This is a genomic window from Amycolatopsis pittospori (assembly GCF_013870525.1).
Classification (GTDB): Bacteria; Actinomycetota; Actinomycetes; order Mycobacteriales; family Pseudonocardiaceae; genus Amycolatopsis; species Amycolatopsis pittospori.
Genome location: NZ_JACBXD010000054.1, coordinates 19,330 through 44,612, shown reverse-complemented (window position 1 = coordinate 44,612; position 25,283 = coordinate 19,330). Strand labels below are relative to the sequence as shown.

General features: G+C 68.8%; 27 protein-coding genes. 14 read left to right on the top strand and 13 right to left on the bottom strand.

Annotated elements, in window-relative coordinates:
• The first annotated feature begins 38 nt into the window (after window positions 1-38).
• The 4 genes from H5J31_RS26650 to H5J31_RS26635 all read left to right on the top strand — a co-directional run bounded on the left by H5J31_RS26650 (window position 39) and on the right by H5J31_RS26635 (window position 3,411).
• Complete coding sequence (locus H5J31_RS26650) at window positions 39-899, top strand: putative RNA methyltransferase (RefSeq protein ID WP_181775390.1); 861 nt, start codon at window positions 39-41, stop codon at window positions 897-899.
• Window positions 899-1,513 (top strand): (2Fe-2S)-binding protein, encoded by a 615-nt coding sequence (locus H5J31_RS26645; RefSeq protein WP_181775389.1) that lies wholly within the window; start codon window positions 899-901, stop codon window positions 1,511-1,513. Before H5J31_RS26650 ends, H5J31_RS26645 begins: the two co-directional genes overlap by 1 nt.
• A 135-nt stretch (window positions 1,514-1,648) precedes the next feature.
• On the top strand, window positions 1,649-2,938 hold the full coding sequence (locus H5J31_RS26640) for an O-acetylhomoserine aminocarboxypropyltransferase/cysteine synthase family protein (RefSeq protein WP_181775388.1): 1,290 nt from the start codon (window positions 1,649-1,651) through the stop codon (window positions 2,936-2,938).
• Entirely contained in the window at window positions 2,935-3,411 is a 477-nt protein-coding gene (locus tag H5J31_RS26635) for a CoA-binding protein (RefSeq protein ID WP_181775387.1), read from the top strand. Before H5J31_RS26640 ends, H5J31_RS26635 begins: the two co-directional genes overlap by 4 nt.
• Before the next feature lie 3 nt (window positions 3,412-3,414).
• Here the strand turns inward: H5J31_RS26635 and H5J31_RS26630 are convergent, their stop codons facing one another.
• Window positions 3,415-5,544 carry an RICIN domain-containing protein gene (locus H5J31_RS26630; protein WP_181775386.1) on the bottom strand — a complete coding sequence of 710 codons (2,130 nt, stop codon included), beginning with the start codon at window positions 5,542-5,544 and terminating at the stop codon, window positions 3,415-3,417.
• Between the two features lie 111 nt (window positions 5,545-5,655).
• Between H5J31_RS26630 and H5J31_RS26625 the strand changes: the two genes are divergently transcribed.
• Window positions 5,656-5,832: a hypothetical protein gene (locus tag H5J31_RS26625; RefSeq protein ID WP_181775385.1), complete on the top strand. Its 177-nt coding sequence runs from the start codon at window positions 5,656-5,658 to the stop codon at window positions 5,830-5,832.
• Here the strand turns inward: H5J31_RS26625 and alc are convergent.
• Both alc and allB read right to left on the bottom strand, forming a co-directional pair.
• The gene (gene alc / locus H5J31_RS26620) at window positions 5,823-6,839 is read right to left on the bottom strand and encodes an allantoicase (protein WP_181775384.1); all 1,017 of its coding nucleotides are present in this window, start codon (window positions 6,837-6,839) and stop codon (window positions 5,823-5,825) included. The genes H5J31_RS26625 and alc overlap by 10 nt on opposite strands.
• Window position 6,840: 1 nt before the next feature.
• Window positions 6,841-8,169: an allantoinase AllB gene (gene allB, locus H5J31_RS26615; RefSeq protein WP_181775383.1), complete on the bottom strand. Its 1,329-nt coding sequence runs from the start codon at window positions 8,167-8,169 to the stop codon at window positions 6,841-6,843.
• Window positions 8,170-8,272: 103 nt separating this feature from the next.
• Between allB and H5J31_RS26610 the strand changes: the two genes are divergently transcribed.
• The 4 genes from H5J31_RS26610 to pucL are packed head-to-tail and all read left to right on the top strand — an operon-like array spanning window position 8,273 to window position 10,499.
• On the top strand, window positions 8,273-8,749 hold the full coding sequence (locus H5J31_RS26610; protein ID WP_181775382.1) for a helix-turn-helix domain-containing protein: 477 nt from the start codon (window positions 8,273-8,275) through the stop codon (window positions 8,747-8,749).
• Window positions 8,750-8,808: 59 nt separating this feature from the next.
• Window positions 8,809-9,300 (top strand): 2-oxo-4-hydroxy-4-carboxy-5-ureidoimidazoline decarboxylase, encoded by a 492-nt coding sequence (gene uraD, locus H5J31_RS26605; protein WP_181775381.1) that lies wholly within the window; start codon window positions 8,809-8,811, stop codon window positions 9,298-9,300.
• Window positions 9,297-9,614: a hydroxyisourate hydrolase gene (gene uraH / locus H5J31_RS26600; protein ID WP_181775380.1), complete on the top strand. Its 318-nt coding sequence runs from the start codon at window positions 9,297-9,299 to the stop codon at window positions 9,612-9,614. The genes uraD and uraH overlap by 4 nt, the downstream gene beginning before the upstream one ends.
• A gap of 6 nt (window positions 9,615-9,620) precedes the next feature.
• Window positions 9,621-10,499 carry a factor-independent urate hydroxylase gene (gene pucL, locus H5J31_RS26595; protein WP_181775379.1) on the top strand — a complete coding sequence of 293 codons (879 nt, stop codon included), beginning with the start codon at window positions 9,621-9,623 and terminating at the stop codon, window positions 10,497-10,499.
• Window positions 10,500-10,561: 62 nt separating this feature from the next.
• Here pucL and H5J31_RS26590 read toward each other — a convergent pair whose 3' ends face one another.
• Together H5J31_RS26590 and H5J31_RS26585 are read right to left on the bottom strand one after the other, a co-directional pair.
• Window positions 10,562-12,085 carry an alpha/beta hydrolase gene (locus tag H5J31_RS26590; RefSeq protein WP_181775378.1) on the bottom strand — a complete coding sequence of 508 codons (1,524 nt, stop codon included), beginning with the start codon at window positions 12,083-12,085 and terminating at the stop codon, window positions 10,562-10,564.
• A 114-nt stretch (window positions 12,086-12,199) separates the two neighbouring features.
• Window positions 12,200-13,198, bottom strand: a complete 999-nt coding sequence (locus H5J31_RS26585; RefSeq protein ID WP_181775377.1) for an SGNH/GDSL hydrolase family protein — start codon at window positions 13,196-13,198, stop codon at window positions 12,200-12,202.
• 134 nt (window positions 13,199-13,332) lie between these two features.
• Between H5J31_RS26585 and H5J31_RS26580 the strand changes: the two genes are divergently transcribed.
• On the top strand, window positions 13,333-13,902 hold the full coding sequence (locus H5J31_RS26580) for a TetR/AcrR family transcriptional regulator (RefSeq protein ID WP_181775376.1): 570 nt from the start codon (window positions 13,333-13,335) through the stop codon (window positions 13,900-13,902).
• A gap of 59 nt (window positions 13,903-13,961) precedes the next feature.
• Here the strand turns inward: H5J31_RS26580 and H5J31_RS26575 are convergent, their stop codons facing one another.
• From H5J31_RS26575 to H5J31_RS26545, 7 genes are read right to left on the bottom strand one after another with little or no spacing between them, the layout of a single operon-like run.
• The gene (locus H5J31_RS26575; RefSeq protein ID WP_181775375.1) at window positions 13,962-14,333 is read right to left on the bottom strand and encodes an allophanate hydrolase-related protein; all 372 of its coding nucleotides are present in this window, start codon (window positions 14,331-14,333) and stop codon (window positions 13,962-13,964) included.
• Window positions 14,324-15,766: an NCS2 family permease gene (locus H5J31_RS26570; protein ID WP_181775374.1), complete on the bottom strand. Its 1,443-nt coding sequence runs from the start codon at window positions 15,764-15,766 to the stop codon at window positions 14,324-14,326. The genes H5J31_RS26575 and H5J31_RS26570 overlap by 10 nt, the downstream gene beginning before the upstream one ends.
• A gap of 34 nt (window positions 15,767-15,800) precedes the next feature.
• A complete protein-coding gene (locus H5J31_RS26565; protein ID WP_181775373.1) occupies window positions 15,801-16,295 on the bottom strand; it encodes a nucleoside deaminase in 495 nt (164 codons plus the stop codon).
• 34 nt (window positions 16,296-16,329) lie between these two features.
• Window positions 16,330-18,627 carry a xanthine dehydrogenase subunit D gene (pucD, locus tag H5J31_RS26560; RefSeq protein ID WP_181775372.1) on the bottom strand — a complete coding sequence of 766 codons (2,298 nt, stop codon included), beginning with the start codon at window positions 18,625-18,627 and terminating at the stop codon, window positions 16,330-16,332.
• Window positions 18,624-19,973 carry an 8-oxoguanine deaminase gene (locus tag H5J31_RS26555; protein ID WP_181775371.1) on the bottom strand — a complete coding sequence of 450 codons (1,350 nt, stop codon included), beginning with the start codon at window positions 19,971-19,973 and terminating at the stop codon, window positions 18,624-18,626. Before H5J31_RS26555 ends, pucD begins: the two co-directional genes overlap by 4 nt.
• Window positions 19,970-20,440 (bottom strand): (2Fe-2S)-binding protein, encoded by a 471-nt coding sequence (locus tag H5J31_RS26550; RefSeq protein WP_181775370.1) that lies wholly within the window; start codon window positions 20,438-20,440, stop codon window positions 19,970-19,972. Before H5J31_RS26550 ends, H5J31_RS26555 begins: the two co-directional genes overlap by 4 nt.
• Window positions 20,431-21,300, bottom strand: a complete 870-nt coding sequence (locus H5J31_RS26545; protein WP_181775369.1) for an FAD binding domain-containing protein — start codon at window positions 21,298-21,300, stop codon at window positions 20,431-20,433. Before H5J31_RS26545 ends, H5J31_RS26550 begins: the two co-directional genes overlap by 10 nt.
• A gap of 137 nt (window positions 21,301-21,437) precedes the next feature.
• Between H5J31_RS26545 and H5J31_RS26540 the strand changes: the two genes are divergently transcribed.
• Together H5J31_RS26540 and H5J31_RS26535 are read left to right on the top strand one after the other, a co-directional pair.
• Window positions 21,438-22,859: a PucR family transcriptional regulator gene (locus tag H5J31_RS26540; RefSeq protein WP_181775368.1), complete on the top strand. Its 1,422-nt coding sequence runs from the start codon at window positions 21,438-21,440 to the stop codon at window positions 22,857-22,859.
• Window position 22,860: 1 nt separating this feature from the next.
• Entirely contained in the window at window positions 22,861-23,343 is a 483-nt protein-coding gene (locus H5J31_RS26535; protein WP_181775367.1) for a MarR family winged helix-turn-helix transcriptional regulator, read from the top strand.
• A gap of 24 nt (window positions 23,344-23,367) precedes the next feature.
• On the opposite strand, the gene H5J31_RS26530 is transcribed toward H5J31_RS26535, so the two are convergent.
• A complete protein-coding gene (locus H5J31_RS26530; protein ID WP_181775366.1) occupies window positions 23,368-23,763 on the bottom strand; it encodes a hypothetical protein in 396 nt (131 codons plus the stop codon).
• Window positions 23,764-23,934: 171 nt separating this feature from the next.
• On the opposite strand from H5J31_RS26530, the gene H5J31_RS26525 reads away from it, so the two are divergent.
• Window positions 23,935-24,738: a hypothetical protein gene (locus tag H5J31_RS26525; RefSeq protein WP_181775365.1), complete on the top strand. Its 804-nt coding sequence runs from the start codon at window positions 23,935-23,937 to the stop codon at window positions 24,736-24,738.
• A gap of 10 nt (window positions 24,739-24,748) precedes the next feature.
• Window positions 24,749-25,231: a GNAT family N-acetyltransferase gene (locus H5J31_RS26520; protein WP_181775364.1), complete on the top strand. Its 483-nt coding sequence runs from the start codon at window positions 24,749-24,751 to the stop codon at window positions 25,229-25,231.
• Window positions 25,232-25,283 lie beyond the last annotated feature (52 nt).

Genomic DNA, 25,283 nt, shown 5'->3' with positions numbered 1-25,283 from the left:
TTCTGTCCGGTTGCGAAACGTCGTGGTCGAATATCCCCATGACCAGTCGAGAGCGCGGCAATGACCCACTGCCACCGGAGATCGTCCGGTCGCTGCGGTGCTCGGTCTGCGGTGACCCGGTCGGGTCAACAGACCGCACGGTGCGTTGTGGGCGGGGCCACTCGTTCGACGTAGCGAAGCAGGGTTACGTCAACCTTCTGCACGCACGCATCCCGGCCGGCACGGCGGACACCGGCCCGATGGTCGCGGCCCGCGTCGACCTCCTCGCTTCGGGCGCGTATCGGCCTCTCGCGGACGAGCTCGCGAAGGTCGCTTCGGAACACATCCGGGACGGCCTGATCGTCGACGCCGGCGCGGGCACGGGGTACTACCTCGCGCACGTGCTCGACGCCGTCCCCGGCGCGCACGGACTCGCGCTCGACGTCTCCGCCGTCGCCCTGCGCCGGGCCGCTCGCGCACACGCGCGCGCGGGCGCGGCCGTGTGGAATCTGTGGGAGCCCTGGCCGGTGGCGGACTCGAGCGCGTCACTGATCCTCAACGTCTTCGCGCCCCGCAACGCCCCGCAGTTCCACCGGGTCCTGACCGCGGACGGGCTCCTGGTCGTCGCGACGCCGAATCCCGGACATCTCCGGGAGCTGGACGATCTGGTGATCTCGGTGGACGAGAGCAAGGACGCGCGGCTGGAGGAGACGCTCGGTGAGCGTTTCGCCCGCGTCGACCGACGCGAGGTCACCCGGAAGGTGAAGCTGTCGCCCGGTCAGATCCGCCAAGTCGTCGAGATGGGCCCCAGCGCGCACCACCTCCATCGCGACGGGCGTCGCGAGCGGCTGGACGCGATCACCGACCCGGTGGACGTCACCACGTCGTTCAGCGTCACGCTCTATCGGCCGGTGCCCTGATGGAAGCGCCCGCGACCCTGCTCGCCGACGCCGCCTGGGTCAGCGCCCGCGTCGGCGGCGCCGCGAAGCTCTACGGCTGCTCACGACCCGAGGTGCTCGGCACGATCTGGTGGTACTCGCTTTCGTCGGTGCTCGTCGCGCCTTCCGTCGAGTCGCTGGTGCGGGGCGAACCGCTGGACCCGTCGCTCGACGCCGTCACCATCGACCTCGTCCCGGACGGCCGGTTCACCGGGGCCCGTTCGTCACGGGTCCTCTCCGGCGGTCTCGGCGAACTCGGCAAGGCGTTCGCCGGGGCACTCGGCACCGCGATCGGCACGATCTCGGACGTCACCGGCGCGAATCCGCGCGCGCTGGGCGCGATCGCGACGGATTCGATCGGGAACCGCCTGCTGTGGACCGGCGACACCGAACGAGCGGTCGCGCTGGCCGGGCCGCTCGTGGCCGCGATCGGGCTCGGGATGCCGGAGCCGAGGTTCTCCCGTGTCGGGCGGAACACCGTCGTGCGCAGGGCTTCCTGTTGTCTCATCTACGAAGCCGGAAACCCGAAGTGCACCAGTTGCCCCCGGCAGACCCCGGAAGAGCGAGACCGGCGTCTTCGCGCCGCGCTCGGTTGAGCCCTCCCGCGTTTAGTCCTCTGGATGCGGTACTTGCACACGCAAGGACCGCATCCAGAGGACTAAACGCGGGAGGGGCGGTCACGTCGTGGGAACGATGGCCACGGGGTGGGACGCGAGGTAGCGTCGGGTGCGATGAGTGAACGTACCTGGGGCTTCCGCACCCGCGCCCTGCACGCGGGCGGGACACCCGACCCGGCGACCGGCGCCCGCGCGGTGCCCATCTACCAGACCACGAGCTTCGTCTTCGAGGACGCGGCCGACGCGGCGAACCTGTTCGCGCTGCAGAAGTACGGGAACATCTACAGCCGCATCGGCAATCCGACGGTCGCGGCCTTTGAGGAACGCTTGGCCAGCCTCGAAGGGGCGATCGGCGGTGTCGCCACCAGCAGTGGCCAGGCCGCGGAGTTCCTGACCTTCTCCGCGCTGGCCGAGGCCGGCGACCACATCGTCTCCGCGGGCGGGCTCTACGGCGGGACGGTCACCCAGCTCACCGGCACGCTGCGCCGCTTCGGCATCGAGACCACGTTCGTCAGCGGAGATCGCATCGAGGACTACGCGGCCGCCGTCACCGACCGGACGAAGCTGATCTTCACCGAGGTCATCGGCAATCCGGGCGGCGGGATCGCGGACATCGCCGGACTGGCCGAACTCGCCCACTCCCACGACATCCCGCTGGTCGTGGACGCGACCCTCGCGACGCCGTACCTGTGCCGCCCGATCGAGCACGGCGCGGACATCGTGCTGCACTCGGCGACGAAATTCCTCGGCGGGCACGGCACCACATTGGGCGGAGTGGTCGTCGAGTCCGGGAAGTTCGACTGGGGCAACGGAAAGTTCCCCCGGATGACCGAGGTCGTCGAAAGCTACGGCGGTTTGAAGTACTGGGAGAACTTCGGCGAGTACGCCTTCTGCACCCGGCTTCGCGCCGAGCAGCTGCGCGACATCGGCGCGGTGCTCTCCCCGCATTCGGCCTTCCTTCTGCTGCAAGGGGTCGAGACCCTGCCGCAGCGGATGGACGCGCACGTCGCCAACGCGCGGGCGGTCGCGGAGTACCTCGCGGCGGACCCACGGGTGGCCTGGGTGAACTACGCGGGCCTGCCGGATCACCCGCATCACGACCTCGCGAAGAAGTACCTGCCCGCCGGGCCGGGCGCGGTGTTCTCCTTCGGTGTCGACGGTGGACGCGCGGCCGGGGAGACGTTCGTGAACTCCGTGGAACTCCTGTCGCATCTGGCGAACGTCGGGGACGCGCGGACGCTGGTCATCCACCCGGCGTCGACCACCCATCAGCAGCTTTCGGACGACCAGCTGCGCGCGGCCGGCGTCGGCGCGGACCTGATCCGCCTGTCGATCGGCCTGGAGGACGTCGACGACATCCTGTGGGATCTCGATCAGGCTCTCGGCAAGGCGGTGGCCGGATGAGTCACGACGTCGGCGCGGTCGAACGCCGCCGCCTCCTCTCGCGCACGAACTCGGTGACCATCGTCGGCGCGTCGAACAACCCGGCGCGGCCGAGTTACTTCGTCGCGACATACCTGCTCTCGTCCAGCGAGTACCAGGTCAACTTCGTGAACCCGCGGCTCGACGAACTCCTCGGGCAGCCGGTGTACCCGTCGCTGGCCGACGTACCCGGCGGGGTCGACCTGGTCAGCGTGTTCCGCAAGCACGACGACCTCCCCGGAGTCGCCGAGGAGGTCGTCGAGGCCGGGGCGCGCACGCTCTGGCTTCAGCTGGGCCTGTGGCACGAGCCCGTCGCCGACAGGGCCAAGGAAGCGGGACTGGACGTCGTGATGAACCGCTGCGTCAAGATCGAGCACGCCCGGTTCGCCGGTGGGCTCCACCTCGCCGGTTTCAACACCGGCGTGATCAGCTCACGACGCCAGTCCGCCCCCTGAGCGCTATCCGGCCGCCGTGTTCACCGTGAACGGAAGCCACTGCACGGTGACCCCGTTCGACGGCGACACCGGCATCCGCCAGTTCTGGCAGCCACGGCCGGGGATCCGGTCCCAGATGAACAGCGGGGACCCCTGGGCCGCGGTGCAGCCCTGGTCCAGCAGCTTGCCCGCGTTCTGGACGGCGAACCGGTAGACGCCGGGACCGACGCCCTGCGGTTCGATCTTCCACTTCTGACACGCGCCCGCGACGCGGTCGTAGGTGGTCACCGGGTTCCCGCTGGCCGTGCTGCAGCCGGTGTTGTCCAGCACCTGCCCCGAATGCTTGGCGCGGAACTGGTAGTAGCCGTCACCGGTGCCCCACGGGAAGAACTTCTGGCAGTCCGCGCCGTTCGACGGCCATTGCTGCACCTTGGTCCCGTTGTTCCAGCCGCACGCGGCGACGTCGGCGTAGAGGCCGCTCGAAACCGCTTGCAGCGAGACCCAGGCGTCGTCCCCGAACTCCCCGCCGGGATCGAACGTCGTCGCACGGAACCGGTAGCTGTGCCCCTCCTGCAGCAAGCCCGGTGGCGCCGTCCACGTCGCCGTGGTGCCGGACGGGACGTCCCACTGCCAGTAGTCCCCGATCAGCGTTTCGCCTTCGTAGACGTAGAAGACCGCGGTGACGTTGCCGCCGTCGGGGTCCGTCGGCGTGAAGCGCAATGTCGGAGTGAGGGACTTCGTGTAGGTGACACCGCCGGAGTCGACGCGGTCCGAGATGTCGTGCCCGGCGGCCGGGTTCGGCCGCTGATTCCGGTACGTCACCTCGATGTACGGCGACTTGCCGCCTTCATTGGACGAGAACTTCTTCCAGCCGAACGAATCCGACTCGTTCTCCGCCTTCAGCACCATCGAACCGGTCGGGAGCCCCGCTTCCGCCCAGGCACCGATCAGGTTCCCGATCGGGGTCCGGACCCAGTCCGCCGCGCAGCCGGCGCTGTAGCCGCGGGTCGCGTTCGTCGTCGCCCACCGGGTGAGGGGAGGCGGCTGGTTCGCCCACCGGGTGCCCGTATCGACCGTGCGGGTGTCCCAGACCTCCCAGTTACGGGGCGAGCACGAGTAGGAATGGTTGGCCCACAGGGACAACGTCGCCGACTCGATCTCCGCGCCGCGGAACCGCGCGACGTCGAAGTGCAGATAGGAGCGGGCCTTCGTGGCACCGCCGTCGTAGGTGCCGATGCGGAGTTCGGTGGCACCCGAGTGGTCGATGGTGGCGACATTGGACTGCGTGAACGTGTCGAAGTTCGTCCACACCGAGACTCCGGGATCGACGATGACGGGATAGGCCAGCGCCGGATCGGCGAAGTACCCCGCGTCCGGTGTCACGTTCAGGCCGAGGGTCCCGCGCTCCTTCGCGTTCACCACCTTTCCGACCTTCACCTTCGCGGCCGGGTCACCGCTGCGCCGGTCGATCCGCGAGTCCCACATCTCGGCGGCGGGCACGCTGCCGACGACTGCGCCGGACGCCGTGACCAGCTGGGTGTTCCCGTCCGCGTCGGTGCGGGGCGTGAGCCCCGTGGCCCGCAGCGGAAGGGCGAACGTCAACGCGTGATCGGGTCGCCGCTTGACGACGAAGAACTGCTCGAACCCGGTCCGCGTGGCCTTGACCTGCAGGTCGACGCCGGGCTGGACCTCCGGATACGTCGCGACCTCGCCGGCCAGGACCGGTTCGGGCAACGCGCCCGGGTACTGCAGGGCGACCTTGCCGTCCGGGCTTTGGACGGTGGCGAGATCGCGGGTCTCCCCGTTCTTCCCACCCGCGCCGGCGAGGACGAGGTCACGCGGATGCGCCTTCGACCGGATCAGGCCGTCGGCGCCCTTCACGAGCGTCAGGTCCACCGGGACCCAGTCGCCGCCGCGGCGGACGTGGACCGGGCCGCCGTGCACCTGGGTGGTGCGGGAACCGTCGGGATTGGCGAAGGTGGCCGAGTTCTCGGTGCGCTCGGAGAGCATCTCGACCTGCTTGTTCTGCGACCGCGCCACGGTTTCGGGCGATGTCGCTTGCGCGGGCGCTGCCGTCAGGACGGCACTCCCGGCCAGGCACGCGGCGACGAGCACGAGGCTCCGCCGCGGGATTCTTCGGGTTCTGGCTTGCACTTCGATCTCCCCCTGAGAGTGGGTGAAGTGTTGACATGTCGGTTACGCATGTCACACCCACCGGGGTTGCCCGCCGCCCGGAAAATCCCGGCCCCGTGAGAAGGTGGCGGTATGGCCAAACCGACGCCGCTGCAGATCAGGAACATCGTCATGGCGCTGCTCATGGCGGGCGCCCTGGTGTGGAACCTGTCCATCAGCGGCGCCTGGTGGCTCACCGCCGTCTTCTCGGTCGGGATCGTCCTCTCGCTCTTCTCCGCGTACCTGAACCGGCCGGGCGCTCAGCCCTGAGAACCCTCGAAGCGTGAAGTGACGTCTGCGCGGCCTCGGTCGCTCAGCGCACCGAAGAGGCGTAGACGCGCCATGCCGCCATCGGGGTAGATGTCGAGACGCACTTCGGTCACTTCGGGCCCCTCCGCGAGCGCGAACCGGTGCCGCGTGTCCGGCTGCAGACGTGTCTTCGGCAGCAGCTCCACCCACTCGCCGTCGCCGTTCCGTCCGCTCAGCGACGCCCAGCCGGGCGCGTTGCCCTTGAGGTTGCTGTTGTCCAGCTCCGCGAACCGGACGACGCCCGCACCGGCCAGCCGGACGGTGACCCAGTCGTTCCCGTCGTCACGACGCCGCGCCGTCTCCCAGCCTTCGGCCTGATGCGCCGCGAGCCCGGGCGAGAACAGGTTGTTGGGCGAGGAATAGAACATATTGCTGCAGCCGGTGACCACCGCGCCGTTCTCCAGCGCCGCGAGGTCGAGCGCGCCGGGGTCCAGCAGACGCGGATCCGGGATCGGCGTGCCGTGCACGCGCAACCGGGCGACGCCGCCGTCGGGATGCATGGTCAGCCGGACGTGCGTGTAGCGCTTGCTCCCGCCGATCTCGAAGAAGTTCTCCTGGTGTCCTCCGGCCGCGCCGCGTTTCACCAGCACGTCCCAGTCCACTGTGGAGAGTTCGGCGGCGTCGGGATATCCCTCGACGGCGCAGGCCTCGACCGAGACGAACGGCGGGTAGTTCCCCTTGAAGAACGCGGTGTCCACGACGACACCGGTGATCGCGCCCGCGAGGCCGAGCCGGACGACGGCCTGGTCGTCGCCGGGCTCGCGGTGACGGCGGGTCTCCCAGCCGTCGTAAACCTGCCCCTTGGGGCCGAAGGTCTCCGTCTGATGGGCGGGAGTCCACGGGTTGACCAGGTTCTCCTTCTCGGCGAACAACTCGTCCGTCGCCCACATCACGGTCCCACCGAACTTGCGCGAGGCCAGGTCGGGCAGTGCTGTCCATTCAGGACGGTCGTTCACGATCTCTCCCATCTCAGCAGTCGCCCCGGGTCAGCAGAACGCCTGCCGGGTCGTCACCGGTGATCTCCTTGCCCCGCAACCAGGTGCTCCGCACGACGCCGGCGAGCGGCCGCCCGTGGTACGCGCTCACGGGGTTGCGGTGCTTCAGTTTCGCGACGTCGACGACGAACGCGTCGTCGGGCGCGAACACGCTGAAGTCGGCGTCGTAGCCGGGCGCCAGGTGGCCCTTGCGGCGCATGCCCGCCTGCGCGGCCGGACGTTCGGCCATCCAGCGGACGACGTCGGTGAGGCCGAAGCCGCGCTGCCGCGCCTGCGTCCAGACCGCGGGCAGGCCGAGTTGCAGTCCCGCGATCCCACCCCAGGCGAGACCGAAATCGCCGCTGTCGAAGCGTTTCAGTTCGGGCGTGCACGGCGAATGGTCGGTCACCACGCAGTCGATGACGCCGTCCGCGAGCCCCTGCCACAGCAGTTCGCGGTTACGCGCCTCACGGATCGGCGGGCAGCACTTGAACTGCGTGGCGCCGTCACCGATCTCCTCCGCGGTGAAGCTCAGGTAGTGCGGGCAGGTTTCGGCGGTCAGCCGGACGCCGTCGCGCCGTGCGCTCTCGACCATCGGCAGAGCGTCCGAAGAGGACAGGTGCAGGATGTGCGCGCGGACGCCGGTCCGCCGGGCCAGCTCGATGACCTGCGCGATCGCCACGTTCTCCGCGCCACGCGGGCGGGAACGCAGGAAGTCGTCGTATTTCTCGCCGTGCGGGTCGGGCGCGTGATCGATGGCGTCGGAATCCTCCGCGTGCACGATGATCATGCCGTCGAAGGTCCGCAGTTCGGTCATCGCCTCTTCGAGCCCGCGCGCGTCCAGCGGCGGGAACTCGTCGACGCCGGAATGCAGCAGGAACGATTTGAAGCCGAATACCCCGGCCTCGTGCAGCCCGCGCAGATCCGCGAGATTGCCGGGGATCGCGCCGCCCCAGAATCCGACGTCGACGTGCACGCGGCCTTCCGCGGTCTTCCGCTTCACTTCCAGCGCCGCGACGTCGACCGTCGGCGGCAGGCTGTTGAGCGGCATGTCCACGATCGTGGTGACCCCGCCCGCCGCGGCCGCACGGGTCGCCGAAGCGAACCCCTCCCATTCGGTGCGGCCGGGGTCGTTGACGTGCACGTGGGTGTCCACGAGACCCGGCAGCAGGACGACGTCCTCACCGAGTTCGAGCACCCGATCGCCGTCCAGCGCGGCTCCGGCGGGTTCCACCGCGACGATGCGGCCGCCTTCGACGCCGATCGTCGCGGGCACCTCGCCGGCGGCGGTAATCGCTCTCGCCGCCTTGATCACCAGATCCATTCAAGCCTCCAATTTCCACTGAGTGGAATCGAGGTTTCGCACTCCGACATTAACTCCGGCCACTCTGCTCGTCAATGAGCTCCGGCGGCGCTACCTTCGCTGGGTGCAGTTAGAAGCCGAGTTCACCAGCGAACCGTTCCACGGCGAGGGTCCGCCACCCGAACATGCCGTCAAAGCCCGCGACACGGCGGAAGGCGCGGGCCTCTCCGCCGATTTCGGCCCGCTCGGCACCCTCGTCCGCGGCGACGCCGACACCCTGCTCGACGCCCTCCCCGCCATCGCCAGGGCGGCCCTCGACGGCGGCGCGACCCGCGTGACCCTCCAGCTCCGGCAGGTCGGCGACGACACGGGCGAGCCCGCCGTCGAACTGCACAGCGCGCTCGCCCGCCTCATCGGCGACGTCGAACGCGAACTCGGCGGCAAACTCGACACCCTCGATCGCGCGGCCAAGCAGCGCGCGGTGCGGCTACTCAAGGAACGCGGCGCGTTCGGCCTCCGCAAGTCGGTATCGACCGTCGCCGAGGCACTGGGGGTCACGAGGTTCACGGTCTACAACTACCTCAACCGAGACCAAGACTGAAGAGTGCGTTTCAACAAAATGTTGACGACGGTCGATTCGCCGCCGTACCGTCGGTTCCCGTGCCGCTCACCATTCGAGAGTTCGACCAGGCGCCCGCGCAAGACGTCAGGCCGGTGCTGACAGCCTGCCTCGACGTCCCCCGCTGGGTGGAAACCCTGCTGGCCAGGCGCCCGTTCGGCGATCTGGCCACACTGCTCGCCGCGTCCGAAGCGCTCACCCCCTTGCGACCCGAGGAGGTGCGGCAGGCCATGGCCGCCCATCCCCGGATCGGGGAGAAAGCGGGCGGTACCACCACCGAGGCCGGCTGGTCACGGTCGGAACAGTCCGGTGTGGACGGTTCCGCCGCACGCGAGTTCGCCGCGGCCAACGCGGAGTACGAAGCCTTGTTCGGACACGTCTTCCTGGTCTGCGCGAGTGGCCGGAGCGGCGCCGAACTGCTGGAGAACCTCCGCTCGCGACTGTCGAACGACCCGGAAGAAGAGCTCGAAGTGGCAGGCCAGGAACTGGCCAAGATCGCCGCGCTGCGGCTGGAAAAGGCGGTGACGGCGTGAGCCTGGTGACCACCCACATCCTCGACACCGCCGCCGGGCGCCCCGCCGCCGGCGTACCGGTCCGCCTCGAATCCGGCACGGGCGAACCCGTCGCCGGCGGCCGGACCGACGCCGACGGCCGGATCCGCGACCTCGGCCCGGAAACCCTGGAACCCGGGGTGTACCGGCTGGTCTTCGACACCGGCGCCTACCTCGGCCCGGACTCCTTCTTCCCCGAAGTCACCCTGACCTTCCGCATCGCCGACGGGACCGAGCACCACCACGTGCCGTTGCTGCTGAGCCCGTTCGCCTATTCCACCTATCGAGGGAGCTGATCGCCCGTGGCCATCACCCTGGGCCCCAACCAGTACGGCAAGGCCGAAGTCCGGCTGGTCACCGTGCAGCGCGAAGGCACCGTCCACCACATCAAGGACCTGACCGTTTCGACGTCGCTGCGCGGTGACCTCGCGGCCACCCACCTCACCGGCGACAACGCCGACGTCGTCGCGACCGACACGCAGAAGAACACCGTCTACGCCTTCGCCAAGGAGGCCCCGGTCGGCGAGATCGAGGACTTCGCGTTGCGGCTCGGACGGCACTTCGTCGACTCGTTCGAGCACATCTCCGGCGCCCGGATCCTGATCGACGAACACGGCTGGAACCGCATCTCCGGCCACGATCACGCGTTCTCCGGGGCGGGCAGCGAAAAGCGCACGACCGCGGTGACCATTCAGGACGGCCAAGCCTGGGTCGTGTCCGGTTTGGACGGTCTCGTCGTACTCAAGTCCACCGGTTCGGAGTTCCACGGCTTCCCCCGTGACGAGTACACGACGCTGGCCGAGACGAACGACCGGATCCTCGCGACCGCCGTCACCGCCCGCTGGCGCTACCAGGGCGACGGGATCGACTGGGCGGCGAGCCACGCCGAGACCCGGCGGATCCTGCTGGAGACCTTCGCGGACAAGCACAGCCTCTCCCTGCAGCAGACGCTGTACGCGATGGGAGAGGCTGTGCTCGAGGAACGCGAAGAGGTCGCAGAAGTCCGGCTGTCACTGCCGAACAAGCACCACTTCCTGGTGGACCTGTCGCCGTTCGGGTTGAAGAACGACAACGAGGTCTTCTACGCCGCCGATCGTCCTTACGGCCTGATCGAGGGCGTGGTCCTCCGCGACGACGCGGAGGACCCGGGTCTGGCCTGGCACACCCTCGCCGCTTTCTGAGCCGGGTCGTGAGTGGCGATTCGGGTTCTAACCCGAATCGCCACTCACGACCAACGCTAGGGCTAGGGCACCGGCAGCGGCATCCCGGGAACGCTCTGGTCGGCGGGGACGACCCCGTCGACCAGGTAGGCGTCCACGACCTTGTCCACGCCGGCGTTGCCGGTCGCGTAGAGCCCGTGGTCACCCTCGCCGGTCACCGTCAGCATCCGGGAGTTCGCGAAAGCCGCGTGCGCTTTCCTGGCTCCTTCGATCGGTGTCGCCGGGTCGTGTTCGGACTGCACGATCAGCACCGGCGGGACGCCCTTGCCGTCCAACTTCGGCAGCGGACGAGGCTGTTTGTCCCAGAACAGGCAGACCGAGGCGTTCAGCACGCCGCCGCCCGCCATGAGCAGTCCGCGGTCGAGGTTCCGCTGCGAATCGCGGATCAGCGACTCGCGGGTGCCGGTGAACCGGCCTTCCCCGCACAGGGTGTTCCAGAACGTGGCGTCCTGCGCGTCGGGGAAGTCACCCGCGTCCTTGACCGCGGCGAGGGCATCTTCCTTCGCCTGCTCAGGCGCCCCGTTCTCCACCCCCGCCCGGACCTTCACCAGAAGATCGGCCAGTGCCGGGAAGGACGCCTTCTTGTAGAGCATGTAGACCATCGCGTACTCGAGTTCCATCGGCCCGTTCCCGTTGAGCGGGCTACGCGACAAGGCGTACCGGAGGCGCTCGTAGGCCTGCCGGGCTTGCTCGCCGCTGGTGCCGAAGTGGTATTTGGCGTCGTAACGCGCCATCCACGGCAGGAAGTCCTGCCGCCAGCGTCGTTCGAAGCCGACCGGCTGCCGGTTGAACGAGTTCTGCCAGGTCGTGGTGAACTCCGTCGACGAGTCCAGCACGAATCGTCCCGTTCGCTGGGGGAACTGCTGCGCGTAGTGCGCGCCCAGCCAGGTGCCGCCCGAGTAGCCGACCCAGTTGATCTTCTCCCGGCCGAGCAGCGCCCGGAGCAGGTCGAAGTCCTTGATCGTCTGATAGGTGGTGATCAGCGGCCCGAGGTCGCCATTGGCGTTCTGGCAGGACTTCGCCACATGTTCCGCGTTGGCCAGGATCTGGTTCAGGTTACGCGGATCGCGGTCACGCGGATCCAGCTTGCGGATCAGGTCGGCGGTGCCGCGGCAGGTGACGTTGGTGCTCTTGCCGGTCCCGCGGACGTCGATGCCGATGACGTCCTGGTGTTCGCGCAGCTTCTCCTGCCCGCGGAAGGTGACCGGGAACCAGCGGCCTGCCCCGCCCGGACCGCCCGGGTTGGTGAGCACCGACGCCGTCGACGGTCCGGTCGACTTCAGCCTGCTGACCGCGATGGTCAGGTCCTGCCGCTCGGTCGGCCGGTCCCAGTCCCGGGGCGTCCGGTAGGTCGCGCATTCGAGGCCGCTGATGTCGGTGCCCGGCGGCAGCGTGATCAGTTCCTCTTCCGCACAGGGATGCCAATCCAGTTTCTGGCCTGTGTAGTGGGCCGGGACCCCCGGAGCGCTCGCCGAAGCCGGTACGGCTCCGGCGAGCAGTCCGCCCAGCACCACCGGGACCAGCCCGGCGGCCAGTAGCCGTTTCATCTGTTTCCCCCTTCTTCCTCGGTTTCCCAACGGCTCCCGACGCTAGGGCCGGGCACACTGCGCGAACATCGACCGCAGGTAGCGCCGAAAGGTGAACCAAGGAACAAGGGACGGCTAGGTCCTCGGCACAAGCCCCGCCACGGCGGCCTTGCGCTGGAGCTCGTCCGCCGTGGTGGCGTGACGCGCGTCCGGTGCCTTCGTGGACGCCGTGGCCGTACCGCCCAGCGCCTTGAAGATCAGGTTCGCTTCGGCCTTCATCCCCGCCTCGTACGGGTGGTAGGCCACCGCGCGGAAGAGGTTGGTGTCCTTACCGCTCACCCAGGCCGCGTCGCCGGAGCAGGCGTCGTGACCGAGGCTGGGCCCGTAGGTGTCGACGTAGCGGGCTCCCTGCTTGCGGGCCGCCGTGGACACCGCCTTGTTGAGCGCTCGCTCGACCTGATCGGCCCAGGCGTAGTCGCCGTCGGCGAACGGGAGGACGCTCGGGCAGTAGCCCTTCGACGGCACGATCCTCGGATAGCCGACCAGCACGATGGTGGCGGCCGGCGAACGTTCCCGCACACCCTTGATCACGCGTTCGAGGTTCCGCTGGGTGTTCTTGAGCGCGGCCAGCAGGGTGTCCTTGCCGTTGATCGTGAAGTGGTCCTTGCACGGCGACCCGGTCGGATCGTCGTCGCGCAGTCCCGGGCAGGTGTAGATCAGGCTGCCGAAGACGCTGTAGTCGTTGCCGCCGATGCCGATGGTCACCAGGTCGGTGTCCAGGGTCAGCGCGTCGAACTGCGGCGGCACGGATCCCAGCGCGAGGCTTGGCGAGGGCACCGTCTGCGGGCTGGTCATGTTCGTGGTGTCCGCCGACGAGCAGCTGACGTCGGTGAAGGCGCCGGACTTGTAGTAGAGCCCGAGCTTCGTGGCCAGCCAGGCCGGATAGTTGTTGTTCGACCGGAAGCACCAGCTCGCCTGCTGCCACGGGATCAGCGGCCCCGCGGTGTACGAGTCGCCGAGGGCGACGTACTTGCGGAAAGCCGGTGGTCCGGCGGCGCTCGCCGGCGTGCCGAAACTCGCTAGCGAGACGACTGCCAGGAGGGTGGCGATGGCAAGGCGGGCGGTGCGGCGCATGGGCGACCTCGTGATCCGTCGTTGGACTACCGGCCGATCCTGACAACAACCCACCTCCGCCCACAATAGAAGTGAGTATCTTTCACGTTTCAGGGGTGAGACAGACACTTGATAGAACGCTCTATCATGGTGAAGTGACTGGAACGCGGGAACGCATCGTCAACGCCGGCGCCGAGCTGCTCCGGCGGAACGGGTACACCGGCACCGGGGTGAAGCAGATCGTCGAGGCCGCGAAGGCGCCCTTCGGCTCGCTGTACCACTTCTTTCCCGGCGGCAAGGAGCAACTCGGCGAGGAGGTCATCCGCACCTCCGGGATGCTGTACCTCGCGCTGTTCGAGATCTTCTTCGCCGAAGAGCCGGACCTGGTCCACGGTATCGAGGCGTGCTTCGCCAGCGCGGCCGAGACCCTCCGCGCGACGGATTATGCCGACGCGTGCCCCATCGCGACCGTCGCGCTCGAGGTCGCCAGCACGAACGAGAAGCTGCGCATCGCGACCGCCGACGTCTTCACGGCGTGGATCGAGACCGGGACCGAGAAGCTGGGCGAATACGGCCTCGAACCCACGGGGGCACGACAGCTCACGATCGCGCTGATCAACAGTCTCGAAGGCGCGTTCGTCCTGAGCCGATCGCTGCGTAACACCGAAGCACTCGAGGTCGCCGGGGCTTCGTCGGTCGCCTTGGCGCGGACGCTGCTCCCCTGACCTGCCGTGAAGGCCTCCTTCCCTACCCTCAGAGTAGGGAAGGAGGCCTTCACGGACGGCTAGCGAGTCGCGAGGTAGGCCCGCCAGTCCCCGAACGACGTGATGTCGGCCAGCTCAGGAGAGTCCACATAGGACGAACGGAGGACGGTGGCGAGGCAGGCGGCGCCGTTCTCCAGTTCGATGACGCCGAGTTCCAGTTCCGGCGGTTCCGCCGGGACGAGATGGTCCCGCAGCACGATCAGCGGCAGGTCGTAGACCTCACCGACCACGGACCCGGAACCGCCCTCGTACATCGCCGGGAACCGGTCCCCCACCGAGAAGTAGTGGTACTTCGGCGCGGATCGGGCCACGCAGCACAGCGGCGCGCCCTGCAACTGCTCGTGCAGCGGACCGCCCCGCATCCCGCCGCCGTTGAGGAACATCAGAACCACGACATGATCCCTTCGATACCGAAGTACACGGCGAACACGGCGGCGAGGATCCCGAGGATCCAGCCGACCTCGCGGATCTTGCCCTTGCAGATCTTGATCAGCACGTAGGCGACCAGTCCGGCGCCGATGCCGTTGGTGATCGAGTAGGTGAACGGGATCAGCGCGATGGTGAGGAACACCGGGATCGCGAAATCCAGGTCCCGCCAAGGGATCCGTGCGCACTGGGCCATCATCATGCCGCCGATGACCACCAGCGCGGGTGCCGCCGCCTGCGCCGGGACGACGGCCGCGATCGGCGTCAAGAACAGCGTCGCGGTGAACAGCCCGCCGGTGACGATGCTCGCCAGTCCGGTCCGCGCGCCTTCACCGACGCCCGCGGCCGACTCCAGGAACACCGTGTTCGGCGCCGATCCGGTGACACCGCCCGCGAGCGCGCCGGCGCCGTCGACCAGCAGGATGCGGCCCATCCCCTCGACCTTGCCGTCCTTGACCAGCCCGGCCTCCTCGGAGACGGAGGTGATCGTGCCCATCGCGTCGAAGAACCCGGAAAGCACCAGCGTGAACAGGAACACCGCGGCCGTCACCGCGCCCGCCGAACCGAATCCGCCGAAGAGATCGATATCGCCCAGCAGGCTGAAATCGGGGTGCGCCACCACCTGATCCGGCACCTTGGGCTCGACCAGTCCCCAGCCCTCGACGTGGAACACGCTGTTGACCAGGACCGCGAGCCCGGTCGCGACGGCGATGCTGATCAGCACCGCGCCCGGCACCCCGCGGCTCACCAGCACGATCATCAGCAGCAGGCCGAGGCAGAAGATCGCGATCGGCCAGCCTTCGAGGTGGCCCGCGATGCCCATCCGTACCGGCACCGTCGACTGCGCGGAGTCCGGCGTCCGCGTCACGAATCCGGCGCTCACGAGGCCGACCAGCGCGATGTAGAGCCCGATGCCGACGGTGATGGCGACCTTGAGCGCCATCGGGATCGCGTTGATGATCCGTTCCCGGATACCGGAAACGGCCATGAACACGATGCAGACGCCTTCGAGGACGACGAGCCCGAAGGCCTGCGCCCACGTCATGGTCGGCGCCATCTGGAAGGCGACGACACCGTTGACGCCGAGACCCGCGGCGAGCGCGAGCGGCGCGTTGCCCACGAATCCCATCAGGATCGTGGTGACGCCCGCCGCCAGCGCGGTCGCGGTGGTGATCGCCTCCGTGGTCAGCCGGGCGCCGGTGATGTCGGCCGACGCGCCGAGGATGAGCGGGTTGAGCAGAACGATGTAACACATCGCGACGAACGTGGTGATCCCGCCGCGCACCTCCCGGCCGATCGTGCTGCCACGATGGGAGATCTTGAACCAGCGGTCGAGCCCGGACAGCCGCCTCGGCTCGGGCGAGGGCAGATGGGGACGCTCTGTACCTAATTGGGTCATGCCTACTCCACAACGTTGTGGGGCGGGAAGAAGATCAGTAGGCCTTCTTGTCGGGTTTCGACAGCCAGGCCTGGAAGGGCGCGAAAGAGTCCGGAAGGGACAGTTGGCCGACGGGTAGTGACCAGGTCTCGCGCGGACGGGAAAAGAGGTCGTAGAACTCGCGGTCGTCGAAGCCCGCCTCGGCCGCGTCGTGGCGGTCCGCGGCATAGACGACCTTGCCGACACGCGCCCAGAGCGCGGCGGAAAGACAGAGCGGACAAGGCTCGCAGGAGGTCACGAGGACGCAACCGTCGAGTTTGTAGTCGCCGATCGCCTGGCAGGCGGCGCGGATCGCGACCACCTCGGCGTGCGCGGTCGGGTCCAGCGTCGGCGTCACCTGGTTGGTCCCGGTGGCCAGCACCGAACCGTCCCGGACGATCATCGCGCCGAACGGGCCGCCGCCGCGTCCGACGTTCGCGGTGGCCAGTTCGACGGCTTCGGCGAGCCATTTCTGCTCGTCGGATTCCGAAATGGACAGACGGGTACCCACGGATGGACTCCTAGCTCGAAAAAGTACGGGTTTCTCAGGTGCCGGTGAGGTGTTCGGGGCGCACCGGGACGCGGGGCAGCGCGAGCCCGGTGGCCGCGCGGATGGCCGCGACGATAGCCGGGGTGGACGAGATCGTCGGCGGTTCGCCGACCCCGCGCAGACCATACGGCGCGTTGGGGTCCGGGCGTTCCAGGACGTCGATGTCCATCGGCGGCATGTCCAGCACGGTCGGGATCAGGTAGTCGGTGAACGACGGGTTGCGGATCTTCCCGTCGACGGTCTGGATCTCCTCCATCACCGCGAGCCCGAGGCCCTGCGCGGAGCCGCCCTGGATCTGGCCGAGGACGGCCTGCGGGTTGAGCGCCTTGCCGACGTCCTGCGCGCAGTCGAGCGCGACGACCTTGATCAGCCCGAGTTCGGTGTCGACGTCCACGACGGCGCGGTGGGCCGCGAAACCGTATTGGACGTGCGCGTTTCCTTGCCCTGTCTCGGGATCGATGGGCGTTGTCGGACGGTGACGCCATTCCACGACCTCGTCGAAGACCTCGTCGCCGAGCACATCGGCGAGGTCGGCGAGCACGCTGCCGTCGGCGGAGACGACCTTGCCGCCGACGACGTTCAGCTTCCCGGCGGCGTCGAGTTCGCCCGCGAGGTACTTGCGCAACCCGGATCGCACCGCGACGCAAGCGGCCTGGACCGCGCCGCCCGTGACGTAACTCTGCCGGGACGCCGACGTCGAACCGCCGTTGCCGATGTTGGTGTCCATCGGCAGGATCGTCACCTGCTCGATGCCGAGTTCGGTCCGGACGATCTGCTGCATGATCGTCACCAGGCCCTGGCCGACCTCGCAGGCCGCGGTGTGCACGGTCGCCGCGGGTTCGCCGCCGACGAGTTGCAGCCGCACGCGGGCCGTCGAGTAGTCGTCGAAGCCTTCGGAGAAGCAGATGTTCTTGATCCCGACCGCGTACCCGATACCGCGGACGACGCCCTCACCGTGTGTGGTGTTCGAGACGCCGCCGGGCATCCGTCGCAGGTCCAGTTCCTCGTGCTCGGCCGGCAACGGCTTGGCACGCAGGCGTTCCAGCAGCTCGGCGACCGGCGCGGCGGAATCGACCACCTGACCGGTCGGCATGAGACTGCCTTCCTCCATCGCGTTCAGGATCCGGATGTCGACCGGGTCGACGCCGCAGGCTTCGGCGAGTTTGTCCATTTGGGACTCGTAGGCGAAGCCGGCCTGCACCGCGCCGAACCCCCGCATCGCGCCGCACGGTGGATTGTTGGTGTAGACGCCCCAGCAGTCGACCGACGCGCTGTCCACATTGTACGGACCGACGCCGAGTGTGGCGGCGTTCGCGACCACCGCACCGGTGGACGAGGCGTAAGCGCCACCGTCCAAGTACAGCTTCGCCTTGACGTAGACCAGGTTGCCGTCCTTGTCCGCGCCGTGCTCGTAGTACATCTTCGCCGGATGGCGGTGCACGTGGCCGTAGAAGGATTCCTCGCGGTTGTAGACCATCTTGACCGGCTTGCCGGTGTGCAGCGCCAGCAGACACGCGTGGACCTGGATCGAGAGGTCTTCGCGGCCACCGAACGCGCCACCGACCCCGCCGAGCGTCAGCCGCACCTTGTCCTTCGGCAGGCCCAGCGCGGCGACGATCTGCTGCTGGTCGACGTGCAGCCATTGCGTGGCCACGTAAAGGTCGACGCCGCCCTCGGTGTCGGGAATCGCCATCCCGGACTCCGGCCCGAGGAAGGCCTGGTCCTGCATACCGACCTCGTAGACACCGGACACCACGACGTCGGCCTTCACCGACTGGTCGCCATGGCGGATCTTGGCGTACCGCACCACGTTCCCGCCGGGATGCAGTTCGGCGCCCTCGCCGGCGGCGGCCTTCTCGGAGTCCGTCACCGGCTCCAAGACCTCGTAGGAGACCTTGATCCGCTTCATCGCGCGGCGCGCGGTCTCGGGATGGTCCGCGGCGACGAGCGCGACGGGCTCGCCCTGATAGCGCACGACGTCGACGGCGAGTACCGGCTGGTCCGAGTGCTCCAGGCCGTACTTGTTCACGCCTGGCACGTCTTCGTGGGTCAACACCGCGTAGACCCCTTGAACGGCGAGGGCGTCGGTGATGTCGATGCCGGTGATGCGCGCGTACGGATGCGGGCTGCGCAGCGTCGCGCCCCACAGCATGTCCTCGTGCCACAGGTCCGAGGAGTAGGCGAATTCGCCGCGTACCTTGACCGTGCCGTCGGGCCGCCGGGGGCTCGCGCCCACGCCGTTGCCGGTGGCCGTCGCGGTGGCGGTCCGCGTGGAGGTATCGGTGGAAGTCAAAGCGTCTCCCTCAGCCGGGCACTGGCCACGGCCAGCTCGCGGGCGATCTCGTCTTCGGATTCCTCGCGCGGTGTCCCGTCGTTCACCACGGTCGCGCCGCCGACGAACAGGCGCGCGATCGGCGGGGTCGCGCCGAGCACCAGTGCGGCGACCGGGTCGGTGATCCCGGCGTGGTTCAGGCCGTTGAGGTTCCAGACCGCGAGGTCGGCGAGTTTGCCGGTCTCGATCGAGCCGAGGTCGTTCTCCCGGCCGAGGCAGCGTGCGCCGCCCATCGTGCCCATCCACAACGCCTCGCGCGTGGTCAGCGCCCGCGGTCCACCGCGCTGGCGGGCCTGCAGCAGCGACTGGTGCAGTTCCTCGCCGAGGCCGCCGGATTCGTTGGACGCGGCGCCGTCGACACCCAGCCCGACCGGGACGCCGGCGTCGAGCAGTTGCCGGACCGGGGCGATCCCGGCGCCGATTCGCCCGTTCGACGTCGGGCAGTGCGCCGCTCCGGTGCCCGTGGCGCCCATCCGCCGGATCGCTTCCGGCGCGAGGTGGATCGAGTGCGCGAGCCAGACGTCGTCACCGAGCCAGCCGAGTTTGTCGGCGTACTCGGCGGGCGTGCAGCCGGCTTCGGCGAGGCACTGCTTCTCCTCGTCGATGGTCTCGGCGAGGTGCGTGTGGAGCCGGACCCCCTTGCGCCGCGCCAATTCCGCGGCGCCGGTCATCAGCCGCTCGCTCACCGAGAACGGCGAGCACGGTCCGGCCGCGATCTGCAGATGCGCGCCCGCGGAGTCGTCGTGGAACCGGTTGATCGCGGCCTCGGTACCGAGCAGCGCGGCCTCGGTCTCCTCGACGAGGTTGTCCGGCGGCAGCCCGCCCTGGGACACGCCGCGGTCCATCGAGCCGCGGACGACGTGCAGCCGGACACCGACGCGGATCCGGGCGGCGGCAAGGGCTTCGACCTGGTCGCCACCGTCGCGCGGGAAGACGTAGTGGTGATCCGCGACGGTGGTGCAGCCGGTGGTCGCCAGCCGCGTGAGGCCGGCGGTGGCCGCCGCGTGCGTGATGTCGGCGTCGAGCCTCCCCCAGATCGGGTACAGCGCGACGAGCCACTCGAACAACGTGTGGTCGGCGGCGAGACCGCGCGTCGCCCACTGGTAGAGGTGATGGTGGGTGTTGATCAGGCCGGGCGTGACGAGGTACCCGGAGCCGTCGATCCGCTCGTCGTACTCGCCGTCGGGCGCCCTGCCCGCGCCGACCGCCGCGATGCGGTCGTTCTCGATGACGACGTGGCCCGAGGCGTGCTCGGTGCCCGCGCCGTCGACGGTGGCGATCGCGGCGTTCTCGATGACGGTCTTCACGCGGTCTCCCCCTTGGCCGCGGCCATCCGGACGGCGTCGAGGATCTTCTCGTATCCGGTGCACCGGCACAGGTTCCCCGCCAGCGCCTCGCGGATCTCCTCGTCGCTCGGCTTCTCGACGCGGTTGAGCAGATCGTGCGCGGCCACGACCAGACCGGGCGTGCAGAAGCCGCATTGGACGGCACCCGCGTCCACAAAGGACTGCTGGACCGGGTCGAGCTCGTCGCCGTCGGCGAGCCCTTCGACCGTGCGGACCTCGCGGCCCTCGACCTGACCGGCCGCGACCAGGCACGAACACACCGGGACCTCGTCCAGGTAGACCGTGCACGAACCGCATTCACCCTGCTCACAGGCGTTCTTCGAACCCGGGAGGCCGAGCCGCTCACGAAGCACGTAGAGCAGGCTTTCACCCTCCCAGACGTCGTCGGCCTGACGGGATTCGCCGTTGATCGTCACGTTCACGCGCACTCGCGTTCACCCTTCTGGAAGTCGTTCCACGCCCAGGTCAGCGTGCGTCGCGCCAGGACGGACAGCGCGTGCTTGCGATAGTCGGCGCTGCCCCGGACGTCGTCGATCGGCGACGCCGCTCGGGAGACCAGCTCACCGAACCGGCGTTTGACCGAGTCCGCGATCGAAGCCTTGGTGGACCAGGGAAGTTCGGTGGTGAGGAATTCTTCCGCCGCCGTCGCGCGGCGCGGGGTCGGTGCCGCCGAACCGACGGCGGCGCGGATCTCACGGGTGTCGAGGTGCAGGGCGACCGCGAACGAGCAGACCGCGATGACCATCGCGTTGCGGGTCCCGACCTTGGCGAACTGCTGCGGCCCCGCGGCGGCGGGCAGGTGCACGGCGGTGATCAGCTCGTCCTGTTCGAGGGCGTTGCGCTTGACGCCGAGGTAGAACTCCTCCGCCGGGATCAGCCGCGTGCCGCGGACGGACGCGACCTCGACTTCGGCACCGAGCACGAGCAGCACGGGATGCGTGTCACCGGCGGGCGAAGCGGCCCCGAGGTTGCCTCCGACAGTGCCTCGGTTGCGGATCTGCGGAGAGCCGACGGTGCGTGAGGCCATCGCCAACGCGGGCAGAACTTCACCCAGCTCAGCGATCACCCGGACGTAGGGCACGGACGCGCCGAGGCGGATCCGGCCGTCGGTCTCGGTCCACTCGGCGAGTTCGGTGACGCGGTTGAGATCGAGCAGAGCGCCGGGGCGGCGGTGGTCGAAGTTGAGCTCCACCATGACGTCCGTACCACCCGCGATGGGCACCGCGTCGGGTCGCTCGGCCTTGACGGCGAGCGCCTCGGTCAGCGAGCTGGGGCGCAGGAAATCCACTCTCGGGCTCCTCGGTTCGGCGGCGGGCTTGTGACGGCTGACTCAGTAGACGCCCTTCGCCCATACGGCGGCAACGGTGCCGAAGCATGAAATCTCCCCTGCACGGCCGGGTCGTTTTGTGCTTTCCTACAAACCTGATGACGACCGTGAAAACTCTGCTCGCGCTTCCCGGGTTGCGCTTGCGCGTCCGCGCCGGATCGGCCTTGCTCGACCGTCCGGTGTCCCGGATCTACGTCACCGAACTGCCCGACCCCGGGCGGTACGTCTCGGCGGGCGAACTCGTCCTGAGCGGGTTGCTGTGGTGGCGCGGGCCGGGTGACTCCGAAGCCTTCGTCGCCGCGTTGGCGAAGGCGGGGGCCGCGGCGCTGGCGGCATCCGGAGCGGATTCCGACGGCATCCCCGAAGACCTCGTCGAAGCCTGCACGCGACACGGGATTCCGCTGCTGGAGGTGCCGGCCGACCTGTCGTTCTCGGTCGTCACCGAACGTGTCGTACTGGCCTTGGCCGGAGCCGCGGAAGGCGCGCGCAAGCGTTTGCTTTCAGCGGCCACCGAAGACGCGTCGGTGGAGACGCTGCTGGAGCGGGCGCGAGCGGAGATCGGCTTCCCCTGCCGGGTCGTACCCGCCACCGAACCGTCCGAGCTGGTGCCGCGGTTCGTCGCCGCGGGCGGGCGCGCCGTCGAGGCGGACGACGTCTCGATCCGGCCGGTCGGCGGGAGGCACACCATCCCGTGGCTCCTCGCGATCGGCGGCGCGCTGACCGCCGCGCAGGCGGAGATCGCCGAGGAACTGGCCGGGCTGATCGGGCTCGCACGCACCCGGGCCGACGAGGTCCGCGCCGTCACCGACCGCGTCGTCGAGCCGCTGCTGGCGGCACTCGACGAAGGAAGCGACCCGCACGCCGCGCTCACCGCGACCGGGCTGCGCGGCGATCTGCGCGTCGTCGTGGCCCGCACCGAGGGATCCGCCGCGGCACGCGGGATCCTGACCGAGCTACTGCCCGCGGGGGCACTCGTCGGACCCGCCGGAGAAGTGACGTGGGCACTGGCCGAGGACAACGGCGAATGGCCGGAAGACTGGCCGGCCACGACGTCGGCGGCCTTGGCGGGAATGGAATCCCTCCTGCCGTGCCGACGTGTGCTGATCGGGATCAGCGACCGTTCCCCGGTCTCCGTCCTGCGCGGCGCGAAAGAGGTCGCCCGGTACGCGCTCGCGGTGGCGGCGGAACGGCCCGGCACGATCGAGATCGTCCCCGGCGGCGACATCGGCATGCACCGGCTGCTGCTGGCGGGCGCTCCCGACGATCTGCGGGCGGCCTTGCGGCGGCGGGTGCTGGGCCCGCTGCTGACCTACGACGCGGAGCAGGGCACCGATCTGGTGCACACCCTGCGCGTCTTCCTCGAATGCTCCGGTTCGCCCACGCGAGCGGCCCGGGCGCTGCACGTCCACGTCAACACCTTGCGGTACCGGATCGGGCGGGCGAGCGAGCTGCTCGGCGCCGATCTGACCGAGTTCACCGAACAGCTCGACGTCTATTTGGCCTTGTCGGCAGGGAGCTGAAATGGGCATCACCACGGCGAAGGAAGCCGCCTACGACCCGCGCGTGGTCGCGTTCGGGCGACTGATGGGCGCGGCGAACCGGCTCGAATACCTCCTCGGGCGGGCGCTGGAGACCGAATGCGGGATCTCGCACCTGATGTTCGAGGTCCTGCTGATCGTCGGGAGGTCCGGCGACGCCGGAATGAGCATGCGCGCGATCGCCCAGGAGCAGGTGCTGACCACCGGCGGCGCGACCCGGCTGGTCGACCGGATGACGACCCTCGGGCTGGTGGTGCGCGCCTCCGATCCCGGCGATCGCCGCGTGCAGCTCGTACGGCTGACTGAGACGGGCGAAGAAACGACCGTGCGGGCGGCGCGGGTGCACGTCGAGAACATCCAGCGGTTCTTCCTCGACCCGCTGCCCGCGGACCATCGGGAGCAGTTCACCCAGGACATGCGGACCCTGAGCCATTTCTCCCGGGACGCCCTCCCCCGGCTCCGCTAGGCGTCCCCGCCCCGATTCTTCCGGTTACCAGCGAAGGCCGATGCTGACCCATTTGTTGTCGGCATGTTGAGTGGGCTGGGTGATCAGCGCCTGCAGTTTGTAGTTGTTCGCGGGCAGATTGCTGCAGGTCCAGGATTGGGCGGGCGCTTCGGTCCGGAACTCCTGCTCACATCGACGCCAGCTCTTCTCGAAGAGATACCAGTGAGATGTCCCCACGCTGCAGCAGGTGTCCGCGTCGATGGACATCGTGCCACCGGGGAAGTTGTAGACGTATGCCGTGCACAGGTAAGTGGGTTTGTCCACTACCTCACAGAAAGCCGTTTCGTGGCCCAGCTGACCCGCCAGCGCGGGCTGAGCCGACATCAGCGGCGCCATCAGCGCCGCCAGTACAAGAAAGAAGCGGAACAGTGATTTGCGCATGGTAAGGAGCGTAAATCTGGGAATATGCAGAAGGCCGGGGTTTCATTTACCGCTGAAACCGTCCCGATGATCGGCGCGTGCGACCCGTACGGCTGACCGGGGCGGTACTCTGTCGGTCAGGAGCGCCGGGAAGTCTGGTCGGCACGGAATTCGCCGAGCCCGGAGGCCGCCATGACCGCTCCTCACCCCGTCAACGCCCTGATGGATCGCCGTCGCCGGCTGGCCCTGGTGACCGCGTTGGGCGGGTTGAGCTCCCTCGTCTTCGGCGTGATGCTCTTCGCCGGCCTTAACGAACACGGCCGCCCGTGGGTGGGCGGACCCGAGTTCGTGACGGACGTGACCCTCTCGTCGGCGATGGCCGTCTTGGGGGTGACCGCCGGCGTCGCCACCGCCCGGCAGGGTCGCCGGATGCATGGTTTTCCGGCGACCACCTGGCTGAGCGACGAGAAAGGGGTACCCCTCGAACCGCAGACCCTGAAGCTGCGCACCCTGAGCCGCAACGCCGGATTCTTCGCCGCGTTCTGGGTCGTGGTCTTTCTTCTCGCGGTTTCGAGTCTGACCACCGGCCTCGGCGTGTTCAACGGCTTCCAAGCGGGATTGCACCTCGTCGCCGTACTGGTGGCCGCGTTCGCGATCCCGATGAGCTCGGCCGCGAGCAGAAACTGGGCACGAAGGTATCGCGCGGTCCGGCGAACCGGTTGGCACGCCACGAAATCGATCATCATCCGACGCCCCGAAGGCAGGCCCGCCGAGGAGGCCCTGATCACGGTCCGGTTCGGCGACGGGAGCACGATCGACCTGCGTTCGGCCGGGTCGACCTACCGCGCCGGGCACAAGGAGGGACAGCGACTGCTCGAAGCCTGGATGGTCGTCATGTTCGAATACGGCAAATGGCGGCAGGGCATGTATCCGGTACCGGTCATCGCGCTCGAGAGCAGAACCGTTTCGTCCGCAGAGGAGAGCTTGCCCACCTAGACTCCGAGGCATGGTGGATCCGACCCTGCGCACCGCCGTCGCCGTGGACGCTCCGGCGATCGCGGAGATCTGGTATCACGGCTGGCGAGACGGCCATCTCGGCCACGTACCCGACGCACTTCTCCAGGTCCGCACGCGCGAGTCCTTTTCGGAACGTGCTTCCGAACGAGTCGGCGACACGACGGTCGCCGTGGCGCGGGGCGAGGTGGCCGGGTTCGTGATGGTCGTCGGTGACGAGGTCGAGCAGGTGTACGTGTCGGCCGACCATCGCGGAAGTGGCGTGGCTTCCACTCTGCTCACCGAAGCCGAACGGCTTGTCGTGGCGAAGGGACATTCGCTCGCCTGGCTGGCCGTGGCGCCGGGGAACGCACGGGCGCGGCGGTTCTATGAACGGTGCGGCTGGGCCGACGAGGGCGGGTTCGAGTATCAGGCATCGGGCCCCGATGGCCCGATTTCCGTTCCCTGTCAACGTTATGTGAAGGTACTCGCTTGACGCGTCTCACATCACTTGATTTCGCATTTAGTCGACTAAATGCGAAATCTCC

Bases quoted from the DNA above. Each gene is read 5' to 3' on its own strand.
- H5J31_RS26650 (WP_181775390.1), top strand. From the start codon at position 39: ATGACCAGTCGAGAGCGCGGCAATGACCCACTGCCACCGGAGATCGTC.
- H5J31_RS26645 (WP_181775389.1), top strand. From the start codon at position 899: ATGGAAGCGCCCGCGACCCTGCTCGCCGACGCCGCCTGGGTCAGCGCC.
- H5J31_RS26640 (WP_181775388.1), top strand. From the start codon at position 1,649: ATGAGTGAACGTACCTGGGGCTTCCGCACCCGCGCCCTGCACGCGGGC.
- H5J31_RS26635 (WP_181775387.1), top strand. From the start codon at position 2,935: ATGAGTCACGACGTCGGCGCGGTCGAACGCCGCCGCCTCCTCTCGCGC.
- H5J31_RS26625 (WP_181775385.1), top strand. From the start codon at position 5,656: ATGGCCAAACCGACGCCGCTGCAGATCAGGAACATCGTCATGGCGCTG.
- alc (WP_181775384.1), bottom strand. From the start codon at position 6,839: ATGGGAGAGATCGTGAACGACCGTCCTGAATGGACAGCACTGCCCGAC.
- allB (WP_181775383.1), bottom strand. From the start codon at position 8,169: ATGGATCTGGTGATCAAGGCGGCGAGAGCGATTACCGCCGCCGGCGAG.
- H5J31_RS26590 (WP_181775378.1), bottom strand. From the start codon at position 12,085: ATGAAACGGCTACTGGCCGCCGGGCTGGTCCCGGTGGTGCTGGGCGGA.
- H5J31_RS26585 (WP_181775377.1), bottom strand. From the start codon at position 13,198: ATGCGCCGCACCGCCCGCCTTGCCATCGCCACCCTCCTGGCAGTCGTC.
- H5J31_RS26570 (WP_181775374.1), bottom strand. From the start codon at position 15,766: ATGACCCAATTAGGTACAGAGCGTCCCCATCTGCCCTCGCCCGAGCCG.
- H5J31_RS26540 (WP_181775368.1), top strand. From the start codon at position 21,438: ATGACGACCGTGAAAACTCTGCTCGCGCTTCCCGGGTTGCGCTTGCGC.
- H5J31_RS26535 (WP_181775367.1), top strand. From the start codon at position 22,861: ATGGGCATCACCACGGCGAAGGAAGCCGCCTACGACCCGCGCGTGGTC.
- H5J31_RS26530 (WP_181775366.1), bottom strand. From the start codon at position 23,763: ATGCGCAAATCACTGTTCCGCTTCTTTCTTGTACTGGCGGCGCTGATG.
- H5J31_RS26525 (WP_181775365.1), top strand. From the start codon at position 23,935: ATGACCGCTCCTCACCCCGTCAACGCCCTGATGGATCGCCGTCGCCGG.
- H5J31_RS26520 (WP_181775364.1), top strand. From the start codon at position 24,749: ATGGTGGATCCGACCCTGCGCACCGCCGTCGCCGTGGACGCTCCGGCG.